Source organism: Thioalkalivibrio sp. ALR17-21, from assembly GCF_000420185.1.
GTDB lineage: Bacteria > Pseudomonadota > Gammaproteobacteria > Ectothiorhodospirales > Ectothiorhodospiraceae > Thioalkalivibrio > Thioalkalivibrio halophilus.
The window spans coordinates 59,024-77,760 of sequence record NZ_ATUL01000001.1; the positions used below are offsets into that span (position 1 = coordinate 59,024).

19 protein-coding genes are annotated in these 18,737 nt (G+C 68.1%); 7 read left to right on the forward strand and 12 right to left on the reverse strand.

The genetic code is table 11. The annotated features are described in order from the left end of the window. Positions 1-35 precede the first annotated feature (35 nt). The 7 genes from G020_RS0100310 to G020_RS0100340 are packed head-to-tail and all read left to right on the forward strand — an operon-like array spanning position 36 to position 4,980. Positions 36-1,559, forward strand: coding sequence for an RNA polymerase factor sigma-54 (locus G020_RS0100310; protein WP_024328201.1), 1,524 nt, complete (start codon positions 36-38; stop codon positions 1,557-1,559). A 3-nt stretch (positions 1,560-1,562) separates the two neighbouring features. Beyond that, on the forward strand, positions 1,563-1,901 hold the full coding sequence (gene hpf, locus G020_RS0100315; protein WP_024328202.1) for a ribosome hibernation-promoting factor, HPF/YfiA family: 339 nt from the start codon (positions 1,563-1,565) through the stop codon (positions 1,899-1,901). A gap of 4 nt (positions 1,902-1,905) precedes the next feature. Beyond that, positions 1,906-2,370 carry a PTS sugar transporter subunit IIA gene (locus tag G020_RS0100320; protein WP_018947414.1) on the forward strand — a complete coding sequence of 155 codons (465 nt, stop codon included), beginning with the start codon at positions 1,906-1,908 and terminating at the stop codon, positions 2,368-2,370. A gap of 2 nt (positions 2,371-2,372) precedes the next feature. Then, entirely contained in the window at positions 2,373-3,413 is a 1,041-nt protein-coding gene (gene hprK, locus G020_RS0100325) for an HPr(Ser) kinase/phosphatase (protein ID WP_024328203.1), read from the forward strand. 5 nt (positions 3,414-3,418) lie between these two features. Continuing rightward, on the forward strand, positions 3,419-4,306 hold the full coding sequence (gene rapZ / locus G020_RS0100330) for an RNase adapter RapZ (protein ID WP_024328204.1): 888 nt from the start codon (positions 3,419-3,421) through the stop codon (positions 4,304-4,306). A 4-nt stretch (positions 4,307-4,310) separates the two neighbouring features. Beyond that, on the forward strand, positions 4,311-4,736 hold the full coding sequence (locus tag G020_RS0100335) for a PTS sugar transporter subunit IIA (RefSeq protein ID WP_018869829.1): 426 nt from the start codon (positions 4,311-4,313) through the stop codon (positions 4,734-4,736). After that, positions 4,708-4,980 carry an HPr family phosphocarrier protein gene (locus tag G020_RS0100340; protein WP_024328205.1) on the forward strand — a complete coding sequence of 91 codons (273 nt, stop codon included), beginning with the start codon at positions 4,708-4,710 and terminating at the stop codon, positions 4,978-4,980. The genes G020_RS0100335 and G020_RS0100340 overlap by 29 nt, the downstream gene beginning before the upstream one ends. A gap of 3 nt (positions 4,981-4,983) precedes the next feature. Here G020_RS0100340 and G020_RS0100345 read toward each other — a convergent pair whose 3' ends face one another. The 12 genes from G020_RS0100345 to aceE all read right to left on the reverse strand — a co-directional run bounded on the left by G020_RS0100345 (position 4,984) and on the right by aceE (position 18,603). After that, a complete protein-coding gene (locus G020_RS0100345; RefSeq protein ID WP_024328206.1) occupies positions 4,984-5,916 on the reverse strand; it encodes an AEC family transporter in 933 nt (310 codons plus the stop codon). A gap of 96 nt (positions 5,917-6,012) precedes the next feature. After that, positions 6,013-6,405, reverse strand: a complete 393-nt coding sequence (gene trxA / locus G020_RS0100350) for a thioredoxin (protein WP_024328207.1) — start codon at positions 6,403-6,405, stop codon at positions 6,013-6,015. Positions 6,406-6,462: 57 nt separating this feature from the next. Continuing rightward, complete coding sequence (locus G020_RS0100355) at positions 6,463-7,065, reverse strand: LON peptidase substrate-binding domain-containing protein (RefSeq protein WP_024328208.1); 603 nt, start codon at positions 7,063-7,065, stop codon at positions 6,463-6,465. After that, complete coding sequence (locus tag G020_RS0100360) at positions 7,062-7,697, reverse strand: flavin prenyltransferase UbiX (protein WP_024328209.1); 636 nt, start codon at positions 7,695-7,697, stop codon at positions 7,062-7,064. Before G020_RS0100360 ends, G020_RS0100355 begins: the two co-directional genes overlap by 4 nt. Continuing rightward, a complete protein-coding gene (mpl, locus tag G020_RS0100365; RefSeq protein ID WP_024328210.1) occupies positions 7,694-9,094 on the reverse strand; it encodes a UDP-N-acetylmuramate:L-alanyl-gamma-D-glutamyl-meso-diaminopimelate ligase in 1,401 nt (466 codons plus the stop codon). Before mpl ends, G020_RS0100360 begins: the two co-directional genes overlap by 4 nt. After that, on the reverse strand, positions 9,091-9,609 hold the full coding sequence (locus G020_RS0100370) for a hypothetical protein (protein WP_024328211.1): 519 nt from the start codon (positions 9,607-9,609) through the stop codon (positions 9,091-9,093). The genes mpl and G020_RS0100370 overlap by 4 nt, the downstream gene beginning before the upstream one ends. After that, a complete protein-coding gene (locus tag G020_RS0100375; protein ID WP_024328212.1) occupies positions 9,606-10,373 on the reverse strand; it encodes a VacJ family lipoprotein in 768 nt (255 codons plus the stop codon). Before G020_RS0100375 ends, G020_RS0100370 begins: the two co-directional genes overlap by 4 nt. Positions 10,374-10,416: 43 nt before the next feature. Further along, positions 10,417-11,640 carry an argininosuccinate synthase gene (locus G020_RS0100380; RefSeq protein ID WP_018947424.1) on the reverse strand — a complete coding sequence of 408 codons (1,224 nt, stop codon included), beginning with the start codon at positions 11,638-11,640 and terminating at the stop codon, positions 10,417-10,419. An 86-nt stretch (positions 11,641-11,726) separates the two neighbouring features. Beyond that, entirely contained in the window at positions 11,727-12,719 is a 993-nt protein-coding gene (locus tag G020_RS0100385) for an OmpA family protein (RefSeq protein WP_024328213.1), read from the reverse strand. 30 nt (positions 12,720-12,749) lie between these two features. Next, entirely contained in the window at positions 12,750-14,531 is a 1,782-nt protein-coding gene (gene lpdA / locus G020_RS0100390; RefSeq protein WP_024328214.1) for a dihydrolipoyl dehydrogenase, read from the reverse strand. A gap of 16 nt (positions 14,532-14,547) precedes the next feature. After that, positions 14,548-15,912: a dihydrolipoyllysine-residue acetyltransferase gene (gene aceF, locus G020_RS0100395; protein WP_018947427.1), complete on the reverse strand. Its 1,365-nt coding sequence runs from the start codon at positions 15,910-15,912 to the stop codon at positions 14,548-14,550. Between the two features lie 27 nt (positions 15,913-15,939). Further along, on the reverse strand, positions 15,940-18,603 hold the full coding sequence (aceE, locus tag G020_RS0100400) for a pyruvate dehydrogenase (acetyl-transferring), homodimeric type (RefSeq protein WP_024328215.1): 2,664 nt from the start codon (positions 18,601-18,603) through the stop codon (positions 15,940-15,942). Between the last annotated feature and the right edge of the window lie 134 nt (positions 18,604-18,737).

An 18,737-nucleotide genomic window follows, 5' to 3' on the forward strand; every position in this document is an offset into this window, starting at 1 on the left:
TATTCACTTATGGTGAACAACGCCTCTCCCAACTCATGCTGAAGCCCGGGCTGAACCTGCAGCTCGGTCAGACGCTGACCATGACGCCGCAGCTGCAGCAGGCCATCCGGCTGTTGCAGCTCTCGACGCTGGAGCTCCAGGCCGAGATCCAGCAGGCGCTGGAAAGCAACCCCATGCTGGAACAGGCCGAGGACGACGAACTCGGCGCCGATGGCGAAGAAACCCCGGACCCCGGCACCGAGGGCGAGAACGAGACCGCCAGCGATGCCGCCGCCGGCACCGGCGAAACGGTGGACGCCGGCGGTTCGGAGGATGTCATCCCCGACGAACTGGTGACCGACACCCGCTGGGAAGACATCTACGACGCCAGCGCCAGCCCGCGCGGACTGGACGACCGCGATCCCCTGGAAAACACCTCGGACGACGATGGCGGTGGCCTGCAGGACCACCTGCTGTGGCAGCTGCATCTGTCGCACCTGACCCCGCGTGACCAGCGCATCGGCGCCGCCCTGATCGACACCATCAACGGCGACGGTTACCTCGAGGGAGACGTCGAGACCCTGGCCGACACCATCAGTCAGGGCGAGGACACCCCGGTCGGCACCGACGAGGTGGAGGCAGTGCGCCACTGGCTGCAGCACTGCGACCCCCTCGGGGCCGGGTCGCTGGATCTGCGCGAGTGCCTGGAGGTCCAGCTGGGCGAGCTGGCGCCGGACGCGCCCTCGCGCGAAGCCGCGCGCGCGGTCCTGGAACACGGCATGGACGCCCTTGCCCGGCGTGACTACAAGGCACTGCAGCGCCAGAGCGGCGTGCGCGATGCCGACGAGCTGGCCGCGGCCCTGGACCTGATCCGTACGCTCAACCCGCGCCCCGGCGCCCAGATCAGCGAGACGCCGCCGGAATACGTGGTCCCGGATGTCTACGTGCGTCATACCGACCAGGGCTGGCAGGTCGACCTGAATCCCGAGATCGCCCCGCGCATTCGCGTCAACGACCTCTACGCCGGCATGGTCCGCCAGGTCTCCGATGCCCGCGACAGCGCATTCATGCGCGACCAGCTGCAGGAGGCGCGGTGGTTCATCAAGAGCCTGCACAGCCGCAACGACACCCTGCTGCGCGTAGCGCGAGCGATCGTCGAACGCCAGCAGGGGTTCCTGGAACACGGCGAGGTGGCGATGCAGCCGCTGATCCTGCGCGACATCGCCGAAGCCCTGGAGATGCACGAGTCCACGATCTCGCGGGTGACCACGCAGAAATACATGCATACCCCCCGCGGAGTGTTCGAATTCAAGTATTTCTTCTCCAGTCACGTGGGCACCAGCGACGGCGGGGAATGCTCCGCGACCGCGATTCGTGCCATGATCCGCGAACTCATCGAAGAGGAAACGCCGGGCAAACCGCTCAGCGATTCCCGCCTCGCCCGGATCCTCGCGGATCGGGGCATCAACGTGGCCCGACGTACCGTGGCCAAATACCGGGAGGGCATGAACCTGCCATCCTCCAGCGAACGCCGCCAGATGGCCGCCATGCCGACCGGAAGCAAACCGAAAGGAGCCTGACCCATGCAGATCAACCTCACCGGACACCACGTCGAAATCACCGACGCCCTGCGCGACTACGTCAACGAGAAATTCGAGAAGCTGGAACGCCACTTCGACAAGGTGATCGACGTGCACGTGGTGCTAACCCACGAGAAGACGCAGAAGCTGCACAACAAGGCGGAAGCGAATCTGCAGGTCAGCGGCAACCACATCCACGCCGAGGCCAGCCACGACGACATGTACGCCGCCATCGACGGCCTGATCGACAAGGTCGACCGCCAGCTGATCAAGCACAAGGAGAAGGTCAAGGACCATCATCGCGCCGAAGGCCACCAGCGCAACCGCGAACAGACCCCGTAAACCGATGAACCCGGCCGAGCTCATCACCCCGGAGCGCATCGGACTGGAAGCCGACTGCTCCAGCAAGAAACGAGCGCTGGAAACCCTCGCCGATCTGCTGGTGGACGGGGCCGCGGACGGGCTGGCGGCCAGCGCCGCGTTCGAAGCCATGTCGGCCCGCGAAAAACTGGGCTCCACCGGGCTCGGCCATGGCGTGGCGATTCCGCACGGCCGTCTGGCCGAGCTGGATACGCCCCGCATCGCGGTCCTGCGTCTGGATCAGGGCGTGGATTTCGAGGCCATGGACCACGAACCGGTGGACATCCTGATCGCCCTGCTGGTGCCGGAAGAGGCCACCAGCGAACACCTGGACCTGCTGGCCCAGCTCGCACGCGGCCTGTCGCAGCCGGACACCCTCGCCGGCATCCGGCGCGCCGCGGACAGCGCGGGGGTCCAGCAGGCCCTCACCCGGGCCCTGGGAGACACCTGACCATGGCCGACCGGGCGGAGGCGGCAGGCGACGGCACCGCGAGCAACATCACCATCGCCGCGCTCACGCGGGCGATGGGGAGCCGTCTGGACCTGCGCTACGTCCACGGGGAGGAGGCCGCGGGCGACCGCGAACTCCTGGGACTCGGCGATGGCGACCTGCCGCTGGCCGGCCATCTCAACCTGATCCGCCCCAACCGCATCCAGGTCATCGGCGACTACGAGGCCCGCTACATCGCCGGCCTGTCCGACGAACAGCGTGACCACCTTGTGCTGGAGATGGCCCGCACCGGCACCACCATGGTGATTTTCGCCGAGGACACCTGCCCGTTCCCGCGCATGCCGCAGACAGGTGACGACCCGCTGCCGGTGATCCTGTGCACACGCACATCCTCGCACGAAGTCATCGCCCTGCTGCGCTATTTCCTGCAGCAGCGCCTCGCTCATTTCGAGGTGCGCCACGGGGTGTTCATGGAGATCCTCGGGATCGGCGTGCTGATCTCGGGGGCGTCGAGCGTCGGCAAGAGCGAGGTAGCGCTGGAACTGATCTCGCGGGGCCATCGGCTGATCGCCGATGATGCCCCCGAATTCGCGCGCATTGCCCCCGATATCGTGCGCGGACACTGCCCCGCCCTGCTCCAGGACCTGCTCGAGGTGCGCGGCCTGGGCGTGCTCAACATCCGCGCGATGTACGGCGACTCGGCGATCAAGGGCGGCAAATATCTGCGCCTGATCATCGATCTGCGCGACCACAACGAGCCCTCGCCGGTGCCGGACGATCGTCTGAACGGGCGTCGCGGCGAAAGCGAGATCCTCGGCCTGCGCATCCCGCTGATCAGCCTGCCGGTGGCGCCGGGACGCAACATCGCGGTCATGATCGAGGCCGCGGTCCGCAATCACCTGCTGCACATGCAGGGCTACATCGCCGGGGACGACCTGCGCGCCCGCCAGCGGCGCCAGATGGGCGAGGATCAGCAGGAGGAGTCCATCTTCCACATCGGCGGGCCCAGCACCACGGTCCCCAACCCCGACCCCGAGGGCTGACCGACATGCGTCTGCTGCTGGTCAGTGGTCTGTCGGGTTCCGGCAAGACCGTCGCCCTGCATACCCTGGAGGACGCCGGCTACTTCTGTGTCGACAACCTGCCGCTGCCGATGCTGCCGGAACTGGTGGAGAAGGTCCGCAGCGGCCATTACGACACCGGCGGTGACCGCCACCTGGCCGTGGGCGTGGACGTCCGTTCGGGCCTCGACGCCCTCAGCGGCTTCGGCAAGCTGCTGGGCGAGCTGCGCGGATCGGGCCTGGAGGTCGAGGTGCTGTTCCTCAATGCCTCCGACGAGGTCCTGCTGCGCCGCTACCACCTGACCCGCAGGCGGCATCCGCTGGCTCGCGACGGCATCCCGCTGGTGGAAGCGATCGGCATGGAACGGACCTGGCTGGGGCACGTGGCGGTGGAGGCCGACCTGACCGTGGACACCAGCCGGCTGTCGATGCACGACCTCGCGCGCACGCTCCGGGCCCGGGTCGGCAGCCGCGAGACCGCCGGCCTGTCCCTGCTGTTCCAGTCCTTCGGCTTCAAGCACGGCTCGCCGCTGGATTCCGATTTCGTGTTCGACGTGCGCTGTCTGCCCAACCCCCACTACGAGCGTGAACTGGCGCCGCTGACCGGGCTGGATCCGGCGGTGGCGGGTTTCCTCGACAGCCACGGCGAGGTCGGGGCGATGCTCGAATCCATCCACGGCTTCCTCGACACCTGGATCCCGCGGCTGGTGGCGGACCATCGCAGCTATGCCACGGTCTCCATCGGCTGCACCGGCGGGCGCCACCGCTCGGTCTACCTGGTGGAACGGCTGGCGGCTGCGTGGCGCGAGCGGGAACATGTTACTGTTAGCACCCGTCATCGCGAGCTCGATTCTCTCTCCCCTGAAACGGAGTAGTTCCATGGGCGTCGGTCTGATCCTGATCACGCATCAAAACCTGGGCGACACACTCCTGCAGACCGCGCAGAGCATGCTGGGAGACCTGCCCGAGGACTGCGAGTCCATGGCGATGTCGCAAAGCGACGATCCGGACGATATTCAGGCGCAGGCGCGCGCCCGCATGGAAACCCTCGACAGCGGTGCCGGTGTGCTGGTCCTGACCGACATGTTCGGCTCCACGCCGGCCAACGTGGCCAGCCGCGTGGCGCGCGGACACAATGCGCGCGTGATCGCGGGCGTCAACCTGCCGATGCTCGTCCGCGTACTCAACTACCGCCATCTGCCCCTGAGCGAACTGGTCAACAAGGCGCTGTCCGGGGGCCATGACGGAATCCTTCTCTGCGACCAGGAATCCAGCGATGCCGCAGCGCGCAGTTCCCATCGTTAACCGGCTGGGCATGCATGCCCGGGCCGCCGCGAAGTTCGTCGGCCTCGCCAGCCAGTACACCGCCGATGTCACCGTCGCACGCAACGAACAGGAAGTGAACGGCAAGAGCATCATGGGGGTGATGATGCTGGCCGCCGCGCAGGGCTCGGAGATCACGATCCGCACCGACGGCGCGGAGGATGCCGAGGCGGCGCTGGATGCCCTGACCGACCTGGTCGCGGACCGCTTCGGCGAGGAATCCTGAGGCTCATCCCGCCAGAAGACCACCGGCCAGGGCGAACCATAGCGGCAGGGTGATCAGCGAAAGGGCCGTGGTCAGGGTCACCGCGGCCGCGTACAGCCCGGTATCCAGCCCGAAGCGGTCACAGAATACCAGCCCCAGCACCATCGCCGGCATGGCCGCCTCCAGCACCGTCCCGGTCGCGGGGATTCCCTCCATGCCCAGCAGCCACACCAGTCCCAGCGCCACCGCCGGCGCCAACAGCAGCTGGATCACCACGACGACCGCCAGCGGGCGGGCGTCGCGCCCGTGAAAGCGGTGGAAGACCAGTGCCAGGCCCAGAGCGAACAGCATCAGCGGCGACACCGAATCTGCCAGGAGCCCCAGCCACTCCTCCAGCCAGACCGTCTGCGGCACCCCGCCCAGGTTCAGGGTGACACCGACGAGGGCGGCCCAGATCGACGGCACCGACAACAGGCCGCGCAGCGGATGCACCGGCGGCATGCGGCCGTCGCCGTAGCGGCGCGCGAGGACCACGCCCAAGGTCAGCACCAGCGGCAGGCAGGCGAACAGGTCGTACTGGATGGCAACCGCGCGCCCCGCCTCGCCGAACAGACTGTCGAGGATCGGCAGGCCCAGATAGGTCGCGTTGGGCCAGGCGGCGGCCAGCAGCATCGCGCCCACTGCGGCTCGGTCGGCGGTGCATGCACGGCACGCACCAGCGGTAACGGCCAGGGTAATCAGGACCGTTGCCCCGGCGACCAGGGCGATGCGCACCGAGTCCAGGCCCAGCGGTGCAGTCCACAGGACCTGCAGCACCAGCGCGGGCAGCAGCAGGTAATAGACGAGCGTAGTGAGGACCCGGCGGGTGGTTTCGGCATCCAGACCGCCGGGCTGCAGGATCCGCCAGCCGACCCCGGCAACGATCAGGGCCCCCATCTGGGTCATCACGCTGAGCACGGGGGGGGACCTCGTCGGCTTGTCAGGGTCGGTGCGAGTGGCAGACGGGGCGACCCGGAAACGGGCCGCGGGAGGTGGTTACGGCGGGAGCCGGGCTCAGGCGTTGCCGCCGGCCTGCTGCTCCTGTTCCTGTTGCTGCTTTTCGATGTCAGCGCGCACGGCCTCCATGTCCAGCTCGCGCACCTTGCCCAGCACCTCGTCCAGCTGCGCCGCGGAGAGGACGCCCGGCTGCGAAAACACGATGACCTGCTCGCGGAAGATCATCAGGGTCGGGATAGAGCGGATCTGGAAGGCCCCGGCGATGCCCTGCTCCTCGTCGGTGTTGACCTTGGCGAAGACAACGTCGTCGTGCTTGTTCGAGGCTTCCTCGAAGGTCGGCGCGAACTGCTGGCACGGGCCGCACCACGGCGCCCAGAAATCCATGATGACGATGTCATTCCCGGTGATGGTGGATTCGAAGTTGTCCTGCGTGAGTTCCTGAACGGCCATGATCGGGCTCCGGCTTGAAATTACGGCCCTTTACCTTAACAGGCCGCCCGGATGCTGTCAGGGAGACGACTGCGCGAGCATGGCCGCCCGCAGACGCTCGAGACGATCGATCGGATCATCGGATTCCAGCAGCGACTGCTTGATCGCGAGATCCACCGGCAGCAGTTCGGCGAGACGCCCGGCCACCCAGGCCGAATCATCCAGGTGGCGCTCGAGATGCGACCAGGGCGTGCCCAGCTGATCCAGCAGACGCTCCAGCAGATCGGCCAGCGATGCATAGTCCACCGGCAGGCTGACCGCCGGCCATTCGTCCAGCGGCTCCACATCGCCCAGCCACAGTCCGTCTTCCCCCCGCCGCGGGTTGTGGACCCGCTGGCGCTGCGCCCCCTTGGCGAGGATTCCCAGCAGACCGTCGGAGCGCTGGTCCCAGTCGATGATGCGCGCCTCGGTGCCCACCGCATGGAACCCCACCGTCGGATCCGATTCGGACGGCGGCTCTTCGCCCTCGGCGGGCGGTTCGATCGCCACCACCACGAAGCCGCTGTCGTCGCGCAGGCAGCCACGCACCATGTCGAGATAGCGCGTCTCGAAGATCCGCAACGGCAGCAGACCACCCGGGAACAGTACGGTGTTCAGCGGAAACAGCGGAAGCGTCTTCATTCGGGGCCGTCCTCTCCACCCTGGCGGTGCCCGGTCCCCCAGCGGGGACCCAGTGCGTGTTCGATCTGCAGGTGATCCAGGACCCGCGCCACCATGAAATCGATCAGGTCCTGCAGACCTTCGGGGCGATGGTAGAACGCCGGATTGGCCGGCATCACCACGGCGCCCATGCGGGTCAGACGCAGCATGTTCTCCAGATGGATCTCGGAGAACGGGGTCTCGCGCACCACCAGGATCAGGCGGCGGCGCTCCTTCAGGACCACGTCGGCGGCGCGCTCGATCAACCCGCGCGAGGCCCCGGTCGCCACCGCCGATACCGTGGCCGTGGTACAGGGGCACACGACCATGGACTCGGGGGCCGCCGAGCCGCTGGCCACCGGGGCGGTCCACTCGTCCGGGCCGTAACAGTGAATCTGACCCGGCGCGGCAGCGTAGCGTTCACTGAAGAACCGGGCGATCTCCACCGGCCGCCCGGGCACGCCGAGGTCGGTCTCCATCCCGAGCACCACCTGTCCCGGCTTCGACACCATCAGATGCACTTCGACCCCGGCCTGCACCAGACACTCCAGCAGGCGCAGGCCATAGGGTGCCCCCGACGCGCCGGTCAGGGCCAAGGCGATGCGCCGACTCATGACCGCTCCTCCCGCAGGCGGTCGATCAGGCGCTGATGCAGCCCGCCAAAACCGCCGTTGCTCATGATCACCAGGGTGTCGCCGGGTCGCAGGCCGTCCAGCAGCCCCTGCAGCAGCTCGTCCACCGACGGCGCCACCGTCAGGCGCTCTTCCAGACGGGTGCGCAGCGGACCGATGGCCCAGTCCAGGTCGGGCGGCCGGTACAGGTGCACGCCATCAGCGCGATCCAGGGCATCGCCCAGCGCACCCGCGTGCACCCCCATGCGCATGGTGTTGGACCGGGGCTCCAGCGCCACCAGCAGGCGCCCGCCCTCGTCCAGTCCGCCGCGCAGGCCCTCGAGGGTCATGCGGATGGCGGTCGGGTGATGGGCGAAGTCATCCAGGACCCGGACCCCGGCGATCTCCGCACGCAGCTCCTGGCGTCGACGGACCCCGCGAAACTCCGGCAGCGCCGCCAGCCCGGTGGCGAGCGGCACGCCGGCGTGGCGGGCCGCGGCCAGCGCCGCCAGCGCATTGGCCTGATTGTGCCGACCGCACATCGACCATTCAACGCGACCACACGGCTGTTCGTTTTCCAGGACCTCGAAGCAGCGACCGTCGGCCGACAGCGAGCGAGCGCTCAGCGCGACCGCCGAGTCTGCGGGGCCGTCCTCGCCGGTCGCGAGCCGCTCCACCGGTGTCCAGCAACCGGACTCCAGCACGCGTTCCAGTGCGGCGTCCCCGGCGGGCATCAGGATCTTGCCCTGGCCCGGCACGGTGCGCACCAGATGATGAAACTGACGCTCGATCGCCTGCAGATCCGGGTAGATGTCGGCGTGATCGTACTCGAGGTTGTTCAGCACCAGGGTCCGTGGCCGGTAATGGACGAACTTGGCGCGCTTGTCGAAGAACGCACTGTCGTATTCGTCCGCCTCGATCACGAAGAACGGCGACTCGCCGAGACGCGCGCTCACGCCGAAGTTGCCGGGGACCCCGCCGATCAGGAACCCCGGCGCCATGCCCGCGTATTCCAGGATCCAGGCCAACAGCGAGCTGGTGGTGGTCTTGCCGTGGGTCCCCGCGACCGCCAGCACCCAGCGGTCGTGCAGCACGTGCTCCGCCAGCCACTGGGGACCGGAGGTGTACGCCTGCCCGCGGTCCAGCATCGCTTCCACCGCGGGCGTGCCACGGGTCATCACGTTGCCCACCACCACCGGGACGTCATCCGGCAGAGCTTCGGCCTCGTAGCCGGCATGGTAAGGGATGCCTGCGGCCGCCAGCTGCTCGCTCATGGGGGGATAAAGCGTCTGCGCGTCGGCCCCGCTCACGCGATAGCCGCGGGCGCGCGCCAGCTGCGCCAGCCCGCCCATAAAGGTCCCGCCGATCCCGAGGATGTGCAGATCGGCGGAGCGGTTCATGCCGTCACCACCCCGGCCACGCCCTGGGTGATCACCGACGAGATCAGCACGAACCCCAGCGCGATCACGACCCCCGCCATGCGGTTCGACAGTTCGAGGGCCTGGTGCAGGATATGGCCATACACGAACAGCAACCAGCCCAGCAGGAGCAACACGCCCAGTACCGCCAGCGGCGGGGCCTCCCCGGCCTCCGGATCAATCGGAGCGACCAGCGTCAGCAACGCCATCAGCAGCCCGAGGATCGCCCCGGTACCCACCATCGCGGTAAAGCTCTGCACCTGGCGCCCGACAAAGCCCTGAAACCGCAGTGCCAGGGCCACGAAGCCGAACAGCACCGCCACATCCACCAGATTCATGACCAGGGCCGCAGTCGCGCCATACATCGGCACGCCGATGGCCAGCCCCACGGCCACCGCGACCCCGGTCCAGAACACCGCGAGCGCGGGATCCGCCGGCAGGTCCTGCGGTCCGCGGCGGGCGCGCAGGATGTCCAGCATGACCAGCAGGCCGTTCACTCCCCGGCCTCCATGGCTTCCAGAGCCTCAAGCTCGTCCAGCATCTCCTCGGCCTGCTCGTCGGCCTGGGCGCCACCGGTGAGAAAATCGCGCCGCTGCAGATACGCCCTGCGCATGGCGATGTAAGGGTCATCGGAAAGCTGGTCGATCATGGCCTCGGTGTCGATCAGCCCCGCACGCATGTCGACCACGTCCACCACCACCAGGCCGACCCACAGCGGCGTGCGATCGCGCCGGACGCTGCGGACGTTGCGCGGATCGGTCTGACTGTCGACCAGGCGGGCGGGCGCATCCCGCGCGGTGCTGGGCCCCAGCAGCGGCAGCTGCAGATAGGGCCCGGACGGCACGCCCCAGGCACCGAGGGTCTGGCCGAAATCCTCGTTGTTCTTGTCCAGTCCCATCGGCGAGGCGACGTCGATCAGGCCGGCCAGACCGAACGTGGTGTTGAACATCAGCCGGCTGGTATCCGAGGCCGCGGCGTGCAGATTGCCCTGCAACAGGTTGTTGAACAGGACCGTCACGTCGTTGAGGTTGGAGAAGAAATTGCCGACGCCCGTCTGCACCGGGTCGGGCAGGCGGCGGTACTGCACGGCCGTGGGCCTGAGGATCGCCTGGTCCACCTCCTGGTTGAAGGCGAACATCGCGCGGTTGTAGGACTCCCAGGGATCATCCGGATGGCGGTCCTCGGACGGTACGCTGGCGCAGCCGGCCAGACCAAGCAGCAGACCGAGCGCCAGCCCGGGCACGACCAGCCACCGCAGCATGCCCCGCGCCGACCCTCGCGGACGCCCCGGGAAGCCCATGACCTCAGGTCCCGCTGCGGTTGCGGCTGGCCGCGATCCGCAGGCGCAGCGCGTTGAGCCGGATAAAGCCTTCGGCGTCCTTCTGGTCGTACGCGCCGGCGTCGTCCTCGAAGGTCGCGATGGACTCGTCGAACAGGCTGTCCGGCGACTGGCGACCGGCCACCATCACGTTGCCCTTGTACAGGCGCAGGCGCACCTCGCCGTTGACCACGCCCTGGGACTCGTCGATCGCCGCCTGCAGCATGCGCCGTTCGGGGCTCCACCAGTAGCCGTTGTAGATGATGCTGGCGTAGCGCGGCATCAGCTCGTCCTTCAGGTGGGCGGCCTCGCGATCCAGGGTGATCGACTCCAGCGCGCGGCGCGCACGCAGCAGGATGGTACCGCCCGGAGTCTCGTAGCAGCCGCGCGACTTCATGCCGACATAACGGTTTTCGACGATATCCAGCCGACCGATGCCATGGGCCCCGCCGCGCTCGTTCAGCTTCGACAGCAGTGCAGCCGGCGACAGCTTCTCGCCGTTGATGGAGACCGGGTCACCGTTCTCGAAGCCGATGGTGAGGACCTCGGGCTCGTCCGGCGCGGCCTCGGGCGACACCGACCAGCGCCACATGTCTTCCTCGGAGTCGGTCCACGGATCCTCCAGCGGACCGCCCTCGTAGGAAATGTGCAGCAGGTTGGCGTCCATCGAGTACGGAGACTTCTTGCCCGCCTGGGCATAGTCCACCGGAATGCCGTGCTGTTCGGCGTATGCCATCAGGCGCTCGCGCGAATTGAGGTCCCATTCGCGCCACGGAGCGATCACCTCGATCCCCGGCTTGAGCGCGTAGGCACCCAGTTCGAAGCGGACCTGGTCGTTGCCCTTGCCGGTCGCGCCATGGGCGATCGCGTCGGCACCGGTCTCCTCGGCAATCTCCACCAGCCGGCGCGCGATCAGCGGCCGCGCGATGGACGTCCCCAGCAGGTATTCGCCCTCGTAGACCGTGTTGGCGCGGAACATCGGGAAGACGTAGTCGCGCACGAAGGTCTCGCGCAGGTCCTCGATGTAGATCTGCTTCACCCCCAGGGCCTCGGCCTTGGCGCGGGCCGGTTCGACCTCCTCGCCCTGGCCCAGATCGGCAGTGAAGGTGATGACCTCGCAGCCGTACTGCTCCTCCAGCCACTTGAGGATGACCGAGGTATCCAGACCGCCGGAATAGGCGAGGACGACGCGCTTGATGTTCGAACTCATGGGCATGCAATCCTTGGGAAAGACACTGAATCAATGTTTACGCCGGCCAGTCGGCCGGGCGTATCGAGCCATGGCGGCGGGGACTGCTACCAGGCCGTACCGTCCCCGGGTTCCACCGGCTGCGGAGCGGCCGGGACATCCCCGGCGGGGTCGGCGTCACGGGCAGCCTCCGGTGCCGGATCCTCACCCTGAGGCCCGGAGCCGCTGCTGCCGCGCTCGCCCACCCACCAGATCTCGGCGCGACGGGCATCGCGTGACTCGTCCTCGACCCCGGGAGCGACGCCCCCGGCCTCGATTTCGATGTCGGCTGTGCCCAGGCCGGCCTCGCCAAGTGCGTCACGCACGGTTTCGGCCCGCTGCTGGCTGATTCGCCGGTTCACTCTGTCCGGGCCTTCGGCATCGGTCAAGCCGATCACCCGCAATCGCGGCCCTTCGACCCCGTCCAGGGCCGCCACCACCCGGTCCAGCGTCGCCCGGGCCTCACCATCCAGAGCCGTGCGCCCGGAATCAAAATAGACCACCCAGCGCTCGCGTGCCGTTCCATCACCGGCCTCCGGGGCCCCTTCGGCCATCCCCTGCTCCGCCTGACAGATGCGGAAGCCCTCGACCCGGCGACCGAAACGGATGCCTCGGAAATGCACGATGTCCTCGCCGTCGGGGAACCCGATGCGCACATCATGGCCGGCGAGCAGACGGGCCTTGAGGGCCTGCACGCGATCGTCCGGCACACGGAAGCGGTCGTCCGGGCCCGCCCGCAGCATCAGCGACAATGGCGCCGGGCCGTCGCCGGGAACCCATTCCGGTGCCCCGGTTTCCAGCGGCGCCTGCGAGCGCCCGGGCACGGGATAGGGCGGATCCCAGAACGCGCGGACCGCCAGACCGGGACGGGTCTCGAACTGCAGCGAACCGCCGTGGCGCACCCGCTGTTCCAGGCGGCACAGGTCGTCGATCTCGACGCGGGTCCAGTCCGAGCGCTCGAGCGTCTCCTGATACAGCGTGCCGCCCGGCGCCGGAGGGGCCAGCAGGACCAGCGCGGCGCCGGTCAGCCAGGCCGCCAGCCGCCCGGCAACCCGCGGCAACCCCGGACGTGACTCGCGGCGCACCCGCCTCTAACCCTTCTTCGGCGGCAGGATGTCGGTGATCGAGCCGTGCGCGGCCTCGGCGGCAAAGGCCACCGTCTCGCTGAGCGTCGGATGCGGATGGACGGTCAGGCCGATGTCCTCCATCTCCGCCCCCATCTCCAGCGCCAGCATCGCCTCGCCGATCAGGTCGCCGGCGGAGGGCCCGACCAGCCCGGCGCCGATCACCCGGCCCTCGGCATCGAAGAGCAGCTTGGTCATGCCGTCCTCGGCGCCCAGCGCGATCGCCCGGCCGGAGGCGGCCCAGGGGAACACGCCCTTGGTGTACTCGATGCCGTCGGCCTTCGCCTGTTCCTCGGTCACGCCCATCCACGCGACCTCCGGGTGGGTATAGGCCACCGACGGGATCGCGCGGGCGTCGAAGTGCACCTTGTGCCCGGCGATCACCTCGGCCGCGACCTTGCCCTCGTGGGTCGCCTTGTGCGCCAGCATCGGCTGGCCGACCACGTCGCCGATGGCGAAGATGTGCCCGACATTGGTGCGCTGCTGGCTGTCGACCTCGATGAAGCCGCGCTCGCTGACCTGCACCCCGGCGGCCTCGGCGTTGATCTTCGCGCCGTTCGGGCTGCGCCCCACGGCGACCAGCACGCGGTCGAAGGTGTCCTCTTCCGGCAGGCCCTTCGCCTCGCCCTCGAAGCGGCAGACGATGCCCTGCTCGGTGGCCTCGGCCCCGGCGACCTTGCTCTTGAGGAAGATGTTCTCGAAGCGCTTCTTCGCGCGCTTCTCGAACGGGCGCACGATGTCCCGGTCCGCCCCCGGCATCAGGGTATCGGACAGCTCCACCACCGTGACCTTCGTGCCCAGCGACTCGTACACGCAGGCCATCTCCAGGCCGATGATGCCGCCGCCGACCACCAGCATGCGCTCGGGGATGTCGGCCAGATCCAGCGCGTCGGTGGAGTCCATCACCCGGTCGTCGTCCCAGGGGAAGCCGGGCAGTTTCACCGCCTGCGAGCCGACGGAGATAATCGCGTGCTCGAAACCGATCACCTCGCGGCCATTGTCGCCCTCGACGGCGATGCTGTGGGCCCCGGTGAATTCGCCGACGCCCTGCACCACGCGCACCTTGCGCTGCTTGGCCAGCTGCTTGAGGCCGCCGGTCAGCTTCTTGACCGTCTTGTCCTTGTAGCCGCGCAGGCCGTCGAGGTCGATCTCGGGCTCGCCGAACTTGATGCCCAGGGCGGCAAAGCGCTCGGCCTCGTGCAGCACCTCGCCGGCGTGCAGCAGCGCCTTGGACGGGATGCAGCCGACATTCAGGCAGACCCCGCCGATCTGCGGATAACGCTCGACCATCACCACGTCCAGGCCCAGGTCCGCGGCACGGAAGGCGGCGGTATAGCCGCCGGGGCCGGAGCCCAGCACCAGCACCTGGCACTGGCTGTCGGTGTTCGGGTCGGCCGCGGCCTGCGGCGCCGGGGTGGAGGACGCCCGGGCCGCGCCGGCGGGTTCCGCGGACGCCGCCTCGGTATCCTCCGCCGGGGCGGGCGAAGCCTCGCTGTCCGCGGCCTCCGCACCGGCCTCCAGCTCCAGGATCGGATCCCCCTGAGAGACCCGCTGGCCGGTCTTCACGTGCACGGATTTAACCGTACCCGCCTGCGGTGCCGGGACATCGATGGTCGCCTTGTCCGATTCGAGCGTGATCAGCGGGTCTTCCGGGGCGATGGTACTGCCCGGCTGGACCAGGACCTCGATGATCTCGACATCCTTGAAATCGCCGATATCCGGGACTTCGACGGTGGTGGTCTGACTCATGACAAAGCTCCGGTGATTACAGCAGCATGCGCCGCATGTCGGACAGCAGCGCGCTCAGCGTGGTGGTGAAGCGGGCGCCCAGGGCCCCGTCGATCACCCGGTGGTCGTAGGACAAGGCCATCGGCAACACCAGACGCGGCTCGAATTCCTCGCCGTTCCAGACCGGCTGCATCGAGGCCTTCGACACCCCGAGGATGGCGACCTCCGGGGCATTGACGATGGGCGTGAACTGGGTACCGCCGATGCCGCCGAGGCTGGAGATGGTCAGGCAGCCGCCCTGCATGTCCGCAGGCTTGAGTTTCTTCTCGCGCGCCCGCTTCGACAGGTCCATCAGTTCGGAGGCGATGTCCACCAGACTCTTGCGGTCCACGTCACGCACGACCGGAACCACCAGACCATCCGGCGTATCCACGGCCACGCCCAGGTGGTAATACTGCTTGATCACCAGATTCTCGCCGGTGGCGTCCAGCGAGGCATTGAAGCGCGGGTATTCCTTGAGCGCGGAGACCACCGCTTTCATCAGGAACGGCAGGAAGGTGATCTTGACCCCCTGCTTCTCGTATTCGGCCTTCAGCGACTTGCGGAAGTCCTCCAGCTCGGTGATGTCGGCCTCGTCGAACTGCGTCACGTGCGGGACGGTGACCCAGTTGCGATGCAGGTTCTGCCCGGTGAGCCGGTTGATCTTCGACAGCGGCCGGGTCTCGATCGGACCGAACTCGGAGAAGTCGATCTCCGGCATGGGTTCGACCCCCAGTCCGGAACCGGCGGGCTGGCTGAGCGCGCGCTTGACGAAGGCCTGCACGTCCTCGCGCAGGATGCGCCCCTTGCGACCGCTCCCCTCGACCTTGGACAGGTCCACACCCAGCTCGCGCGCGAACTTGCGCACCACGGGCGAGGCATGGGCGCGACGGAACGCGGACTCGTTCTCGATATGGGCGGTGGGCGATGGCCGCGGGCCGCCCTGGCCACCCCGCCCGCCGGTACTACCCGAGTCGCCGGCCGATGCCCTGGCCGGCGTGGACCCGGTATCCGGCGCGCTGGCCGCTGCCGCGGGTGCCGATTCTTCGCTTCCGGCGGAGGCGGCCGGCTCGGCGGCGGCCTCCGCGGGAGCTTCCCCGGCACCACTGGCGGCCGCCTCGTCCGCGGGGGCCAGCTCGAGGATCGCATCTCCCTGCGAGACGCGGTCCCCGGCCTTGACCTTCATGCCCTGCACGGTACCGCCCTGCGGTGCCGGGATCTCGATGGAGGCCTTGTCCGACTCCAGGGTGATCAGCGGGTCCTCGGGCGCCACGGTGTCACCCGGCTTGACCAGCACCTCGATGATCTCGACGTCCTTGAAGTCACCGATGTCGGGGACTTCAACCGTAATCGTGTCGCTCATGTCTGCTCCTGCCTCGGGACGCCGGCCTCAGGCCTGCAGGGGGTTGGGACGATCGGTATCGATCTCGTATTGGTCGATCGCCTCGCGGACGGTCTTCGCCTCGACGGTCCCGGCATCGGCCAGGGCCTTCAGCGCGGTCACCGCGATGTGGTAGCGGTCGACTTCGAAGTGGCGCCGCAGCGCGGAGCGCAGGTCCGAACGGCCGAAGCCGTCGGTGCCCAGCACACGATAGTCGGCGGGCACATAGGCGCGGATCTGATCGGCGAAGTTCGACACGTAGTCGGTGGCCGCGACCACCGGCGCCTCGGAACCGCCCAGGCACTGCTCGACCCAGCTGCGGCGCGGCTTCGCGTCCGGATGCAGCCTGGCATGGCGCTCGCAGTCGCGACCGTCACGCGCCAGCTCGGTGAAACTGGTCGCGCTCCAGACCTCGGCCGACACACCGAAGTCCTGCTCCAGCAGCACCGCGGCCTCGATCGCCTCGCGCAGGATGGTGCCGGAGCCCATAAGGCGGACCTTCTTTTTCTTGCGCCCGCCGGTCTGGAAACGATACAGGCCGCGGCGGATGCCTTCTTCGGCGCCTTCCGGCATCGCCGGCTGGTGGTAGTTCTCGTTCATCGCGGTGATGTAGTAGAAGACGCTCTCCTGCTCGCGGAACATGCGCCGCATGCCGTCCTGCACGATCACCGCCAGCTCGTAGGCGAACGTCGGGTCGTAGGCGATGCAGTTGGGCACGTTGGCGGCCATCATGTGGCTGTGGCCGTCGTTGTGCTGCAGCCCTTCGCCGGCCAGGGTGGTGCGGCCGGCGGTTCCGCCGATCAGGAAACCGCGCGCCCGCTGGTCGCCGGCGGCCCAGATCAGATCGCCGATGCGCTGGAACCCGAACATCGAATAGAAGATGTAGAACGGGATGGTCGCCACGCCGTGGGTGGAGTAGGACGTCGCGGCGGCGATCCAGGAGGAGATCGAGCCGGCCTCGTTGATCCCTTCCTCCAGGATCTGGCCGCCCTTGTCCTCTTTGTAATACATCACCTGGTCCTTGTCCTGCGGCTCATAGAGCTGACCGACCGAGGAATAGATGCCCAGCTGGCGGAACAGGCCTTCCATGCCGAAGGTACGCGCCTCGTCCGGGACGATCGGGACCACGTGCCGGCCGATCTTCTTGTCGCGCGCGAGGATCTGCAGCATGCGCACGAAGGCCATGGTGGTGGACATCTCGCGGTCGCCGGAGTCCTCCAGCAGCCCGGAAAAGGCGTCCAGTCCGGGGACCTCCAGCGGCGTGGTCATGTGCCGCCGCTGCGGCAGGTAACCGCCGAGCGCCTTGCGCCGCTCGTGCATGTACTGCATCTCGTCGGAGTCGGGATCCGGCTTGAGATACTCGGCCCGTTCCACCTGCTCGTCGGACAGCGGGATGTTGAAGCGGTCACGGAAGTGCTTCATGTCCTCCGTGTCCATCTTCTTCTGGCTGTGGGTGCGGTTCTGGGCCTCGCCCGCCGAACCCATGCCGTAGCCCTTCACGGTATGCGCGAGGATTACGGTGGGCTGGCCGGTGTGCTCCATGGCCTCCTTGTAGGCGGCGTAGACCTTGACCGGGTCGTGCCCGCCGCGATTCAGGCGCCAGATCTCCTCGTCGGACATGTTGGCGACCATCGCCTTGAGCTCCGGATACTTGCCGAAGAAGTGCTCGCGCACGTAGGCCCCGTCGTTGGCCTTGTAGTTCTGGTAGTCGCCATCAACCGCTTCCATCATGCGCTTCTGCAGCAGGCCGTCGGTGTCCTTGGCCAGCAGCGGCTCCCAGTAGCGCCCCCACAGGACCTTGATGACGTTCCAGCCGGCGCCACGGAAGATCGCCTCCAGCTCCTGCACGATCTTGCCGTTGCCGCGCACCGGACCGTCCAGGCGCTGCAGGTTGCAGTTCACCACCCAGGTCAGGTTGTCGAGCTTCTCGCGCGAGGCCAGGGTGATCGCCCCCATGGTCTCGGGCTCGTCCACCTCGCCGTCGCCAACGAAACTCCAGACATGGCGGTTCTCCGTCTGCGCCAGCCCGCGATCCTGCAGGTAACGCATGAACCGTGCCTGGTAGATGCTCATGATCGGGCCCAGCCCCATGGACACCGTCGGGAACTGCCAGAAGTCCGGCATCAGCCAGGGGTGCGGGTAGGAGGACAGCCCCTTGCCGTCCACCTCGCGGCGGAAATGATCCAGCTGCTCCTCGGTCAGGCGCCCTTCGAGGAACGCACGGGCGTAGATCCCCGGCGAGGAGTGTCCCTGAGCGAACACCAGATCACCGCCGTGCTCGTGCGACGGGGCGCGCCAGAAATGGTTGAAGCCGACGTCGTAGAGCGTGGCCCCGGAGGCGAAGGACGCGATGTGTCCACCCAGTTCCGGCGACACCCGGTTAGCCTTGACCACCATCGCCATCGCGTTCCAGCGGATGTAAGAGCGGATGCGGTGCTCCAGCGCGCCATCACCGGGGTACACCGGCTCGAGATGCGGCGGGATGGTGTTCACGTACGCGGTATTGGCCGAATACGGAAGATAGGCACCGCTGCGCCGGGCCTTGTCCACCAGGGCCTCCAGCAGGGCGTGCGCCCGTTCGGGCCCGTCGGCCTCCATCACGGAGGCAAGGGCGTCGATCCACTCCTGGGTTTCCTGCGGATCGATGTCGTTCGGGATGGCGTTCAGGTCCATGCGTCTACCCCTGAAAACGGGTTGGGAAACGGTTCGCGGGCGCGGGGCCGTACCACCGGGCGCGGGACGGTTCTGCTACCATGCCGCGGTCCGGGCGGACAGAAAGGCGCAAGTATCCCGACTGTGTTGCCGAC

Excerpts from the sequence above, each read along its gene's own strand:
- lpdA (WP_024328214.1), bottom strand. The coding sequence starts at position 14,531 with ATGAGTCAGACCACCACCGTCGAAGTCCCGGATATCGGCGATTTCAAG.
- G020_RS0100375 (WP_024328212.1), bottom strand. The coding sequence starts at position 10,373 with ATGCTGCGGTGGCTGGTCGTGCCCGGGCTGGCGCTCGGTCTGCTGCTT.
- G020_RS0100380 (WP_018947424.1), bottom strand. The coding sequence starts at position 11,640 with ATGAGTTCGAACATCAAGCGCGTCGTCCTCGCCTATTCCGGCGGTCTG.
- mpl (WP_024328210.1), bottom strand. The coding sequence starts at position 9,094 with ATGAACCGCTCCGCCGATCTGCACATCCTCGGGATCGGCGGGACCTTT.
- G020_RS0100355 (WP_024328208.1), bottom strand. The coding sequence starts at position 7,065 with ATGAAGACGCTTCCGCTGTTTCCGCTGAACACCGTACTGTTCCCGGGT.
- G020_RS0100335 (WP_018869829.1), top strand. The coding sequence starts at position 4,311 with ATGGGCGTCGGTCTGATCCTGATCACGCATCAAAACCTGGGCGACACA.
- aceE (WP_024328215.1), bottom strand. The coding sequence starts at position 18,603 with ATGGACCTGAACGCCATCCCGAACGACATCGATCCGCAGGAAACCCAG.
- rapZ (WP_024328204.1), top strand. The coding sequence starts at position 3,419 with ATGCGTCTGCTGCTGGTCAGTGGTCTGTCGGGTTCCGGCAAGACCGTC.
- hprK (WP_024328203.1), top strand. The coding sequence starts at position 2,373 with ATGGCCGACCGGGCGGAGGCGGCAGGCGACGGCACCGCGAGCAACATC.
- G020_RS0100320 (WP_018947414.1), top strand. The coding sequence starts at position 1,906 with ATGAACCCGGCCGAGCTCATCACCCCGGAGCGCATCGGACTGGAAGCC.
- trxA (WP_024328207.1), bottom strand. The coding sequence starts at position 6,405 with ATGGCCGTTCAGGAACTCACGCAGGACAACTTCGAATCCACCATCACC.
- G020_RS0100310 (WP_024328201.1), top strand. The coding sequence starts at position 36 with ATGCTGAAGCCCGGGCTGAACCTGCAGCTCGGTCAGACGCTGACCATG.
- hpf (WP_024328202.1), top strand. The coding sequence starts at position 1,563 with ATGCAGATCAACCTCACCGGACACCACGTCGAAATCACCGACGCCCTG.
- aceF (WP_018947427.1), bottom strand. The coding sequence starts at position 15,912 with ATGAGCGACACGATTACGGTTGAAGTCCCCGACATCGGTGACTTCAAG.
- G020_RS0100340 (WP_024328205.1), top strand. The coding sequence starts at position 4,708 with ATGCCGCAGCGCGCAGTTCCCATCGTTAACCGGCTGGGCATGCATGCC.
- G020_RS0100360 (WP_024328209.1), bottom strand. The coding sequence starts at position 7,697 with ATGAGTCGGCGCATCGCCTTGGCCCTGACCGGCGCGTCGGGGGCACCC.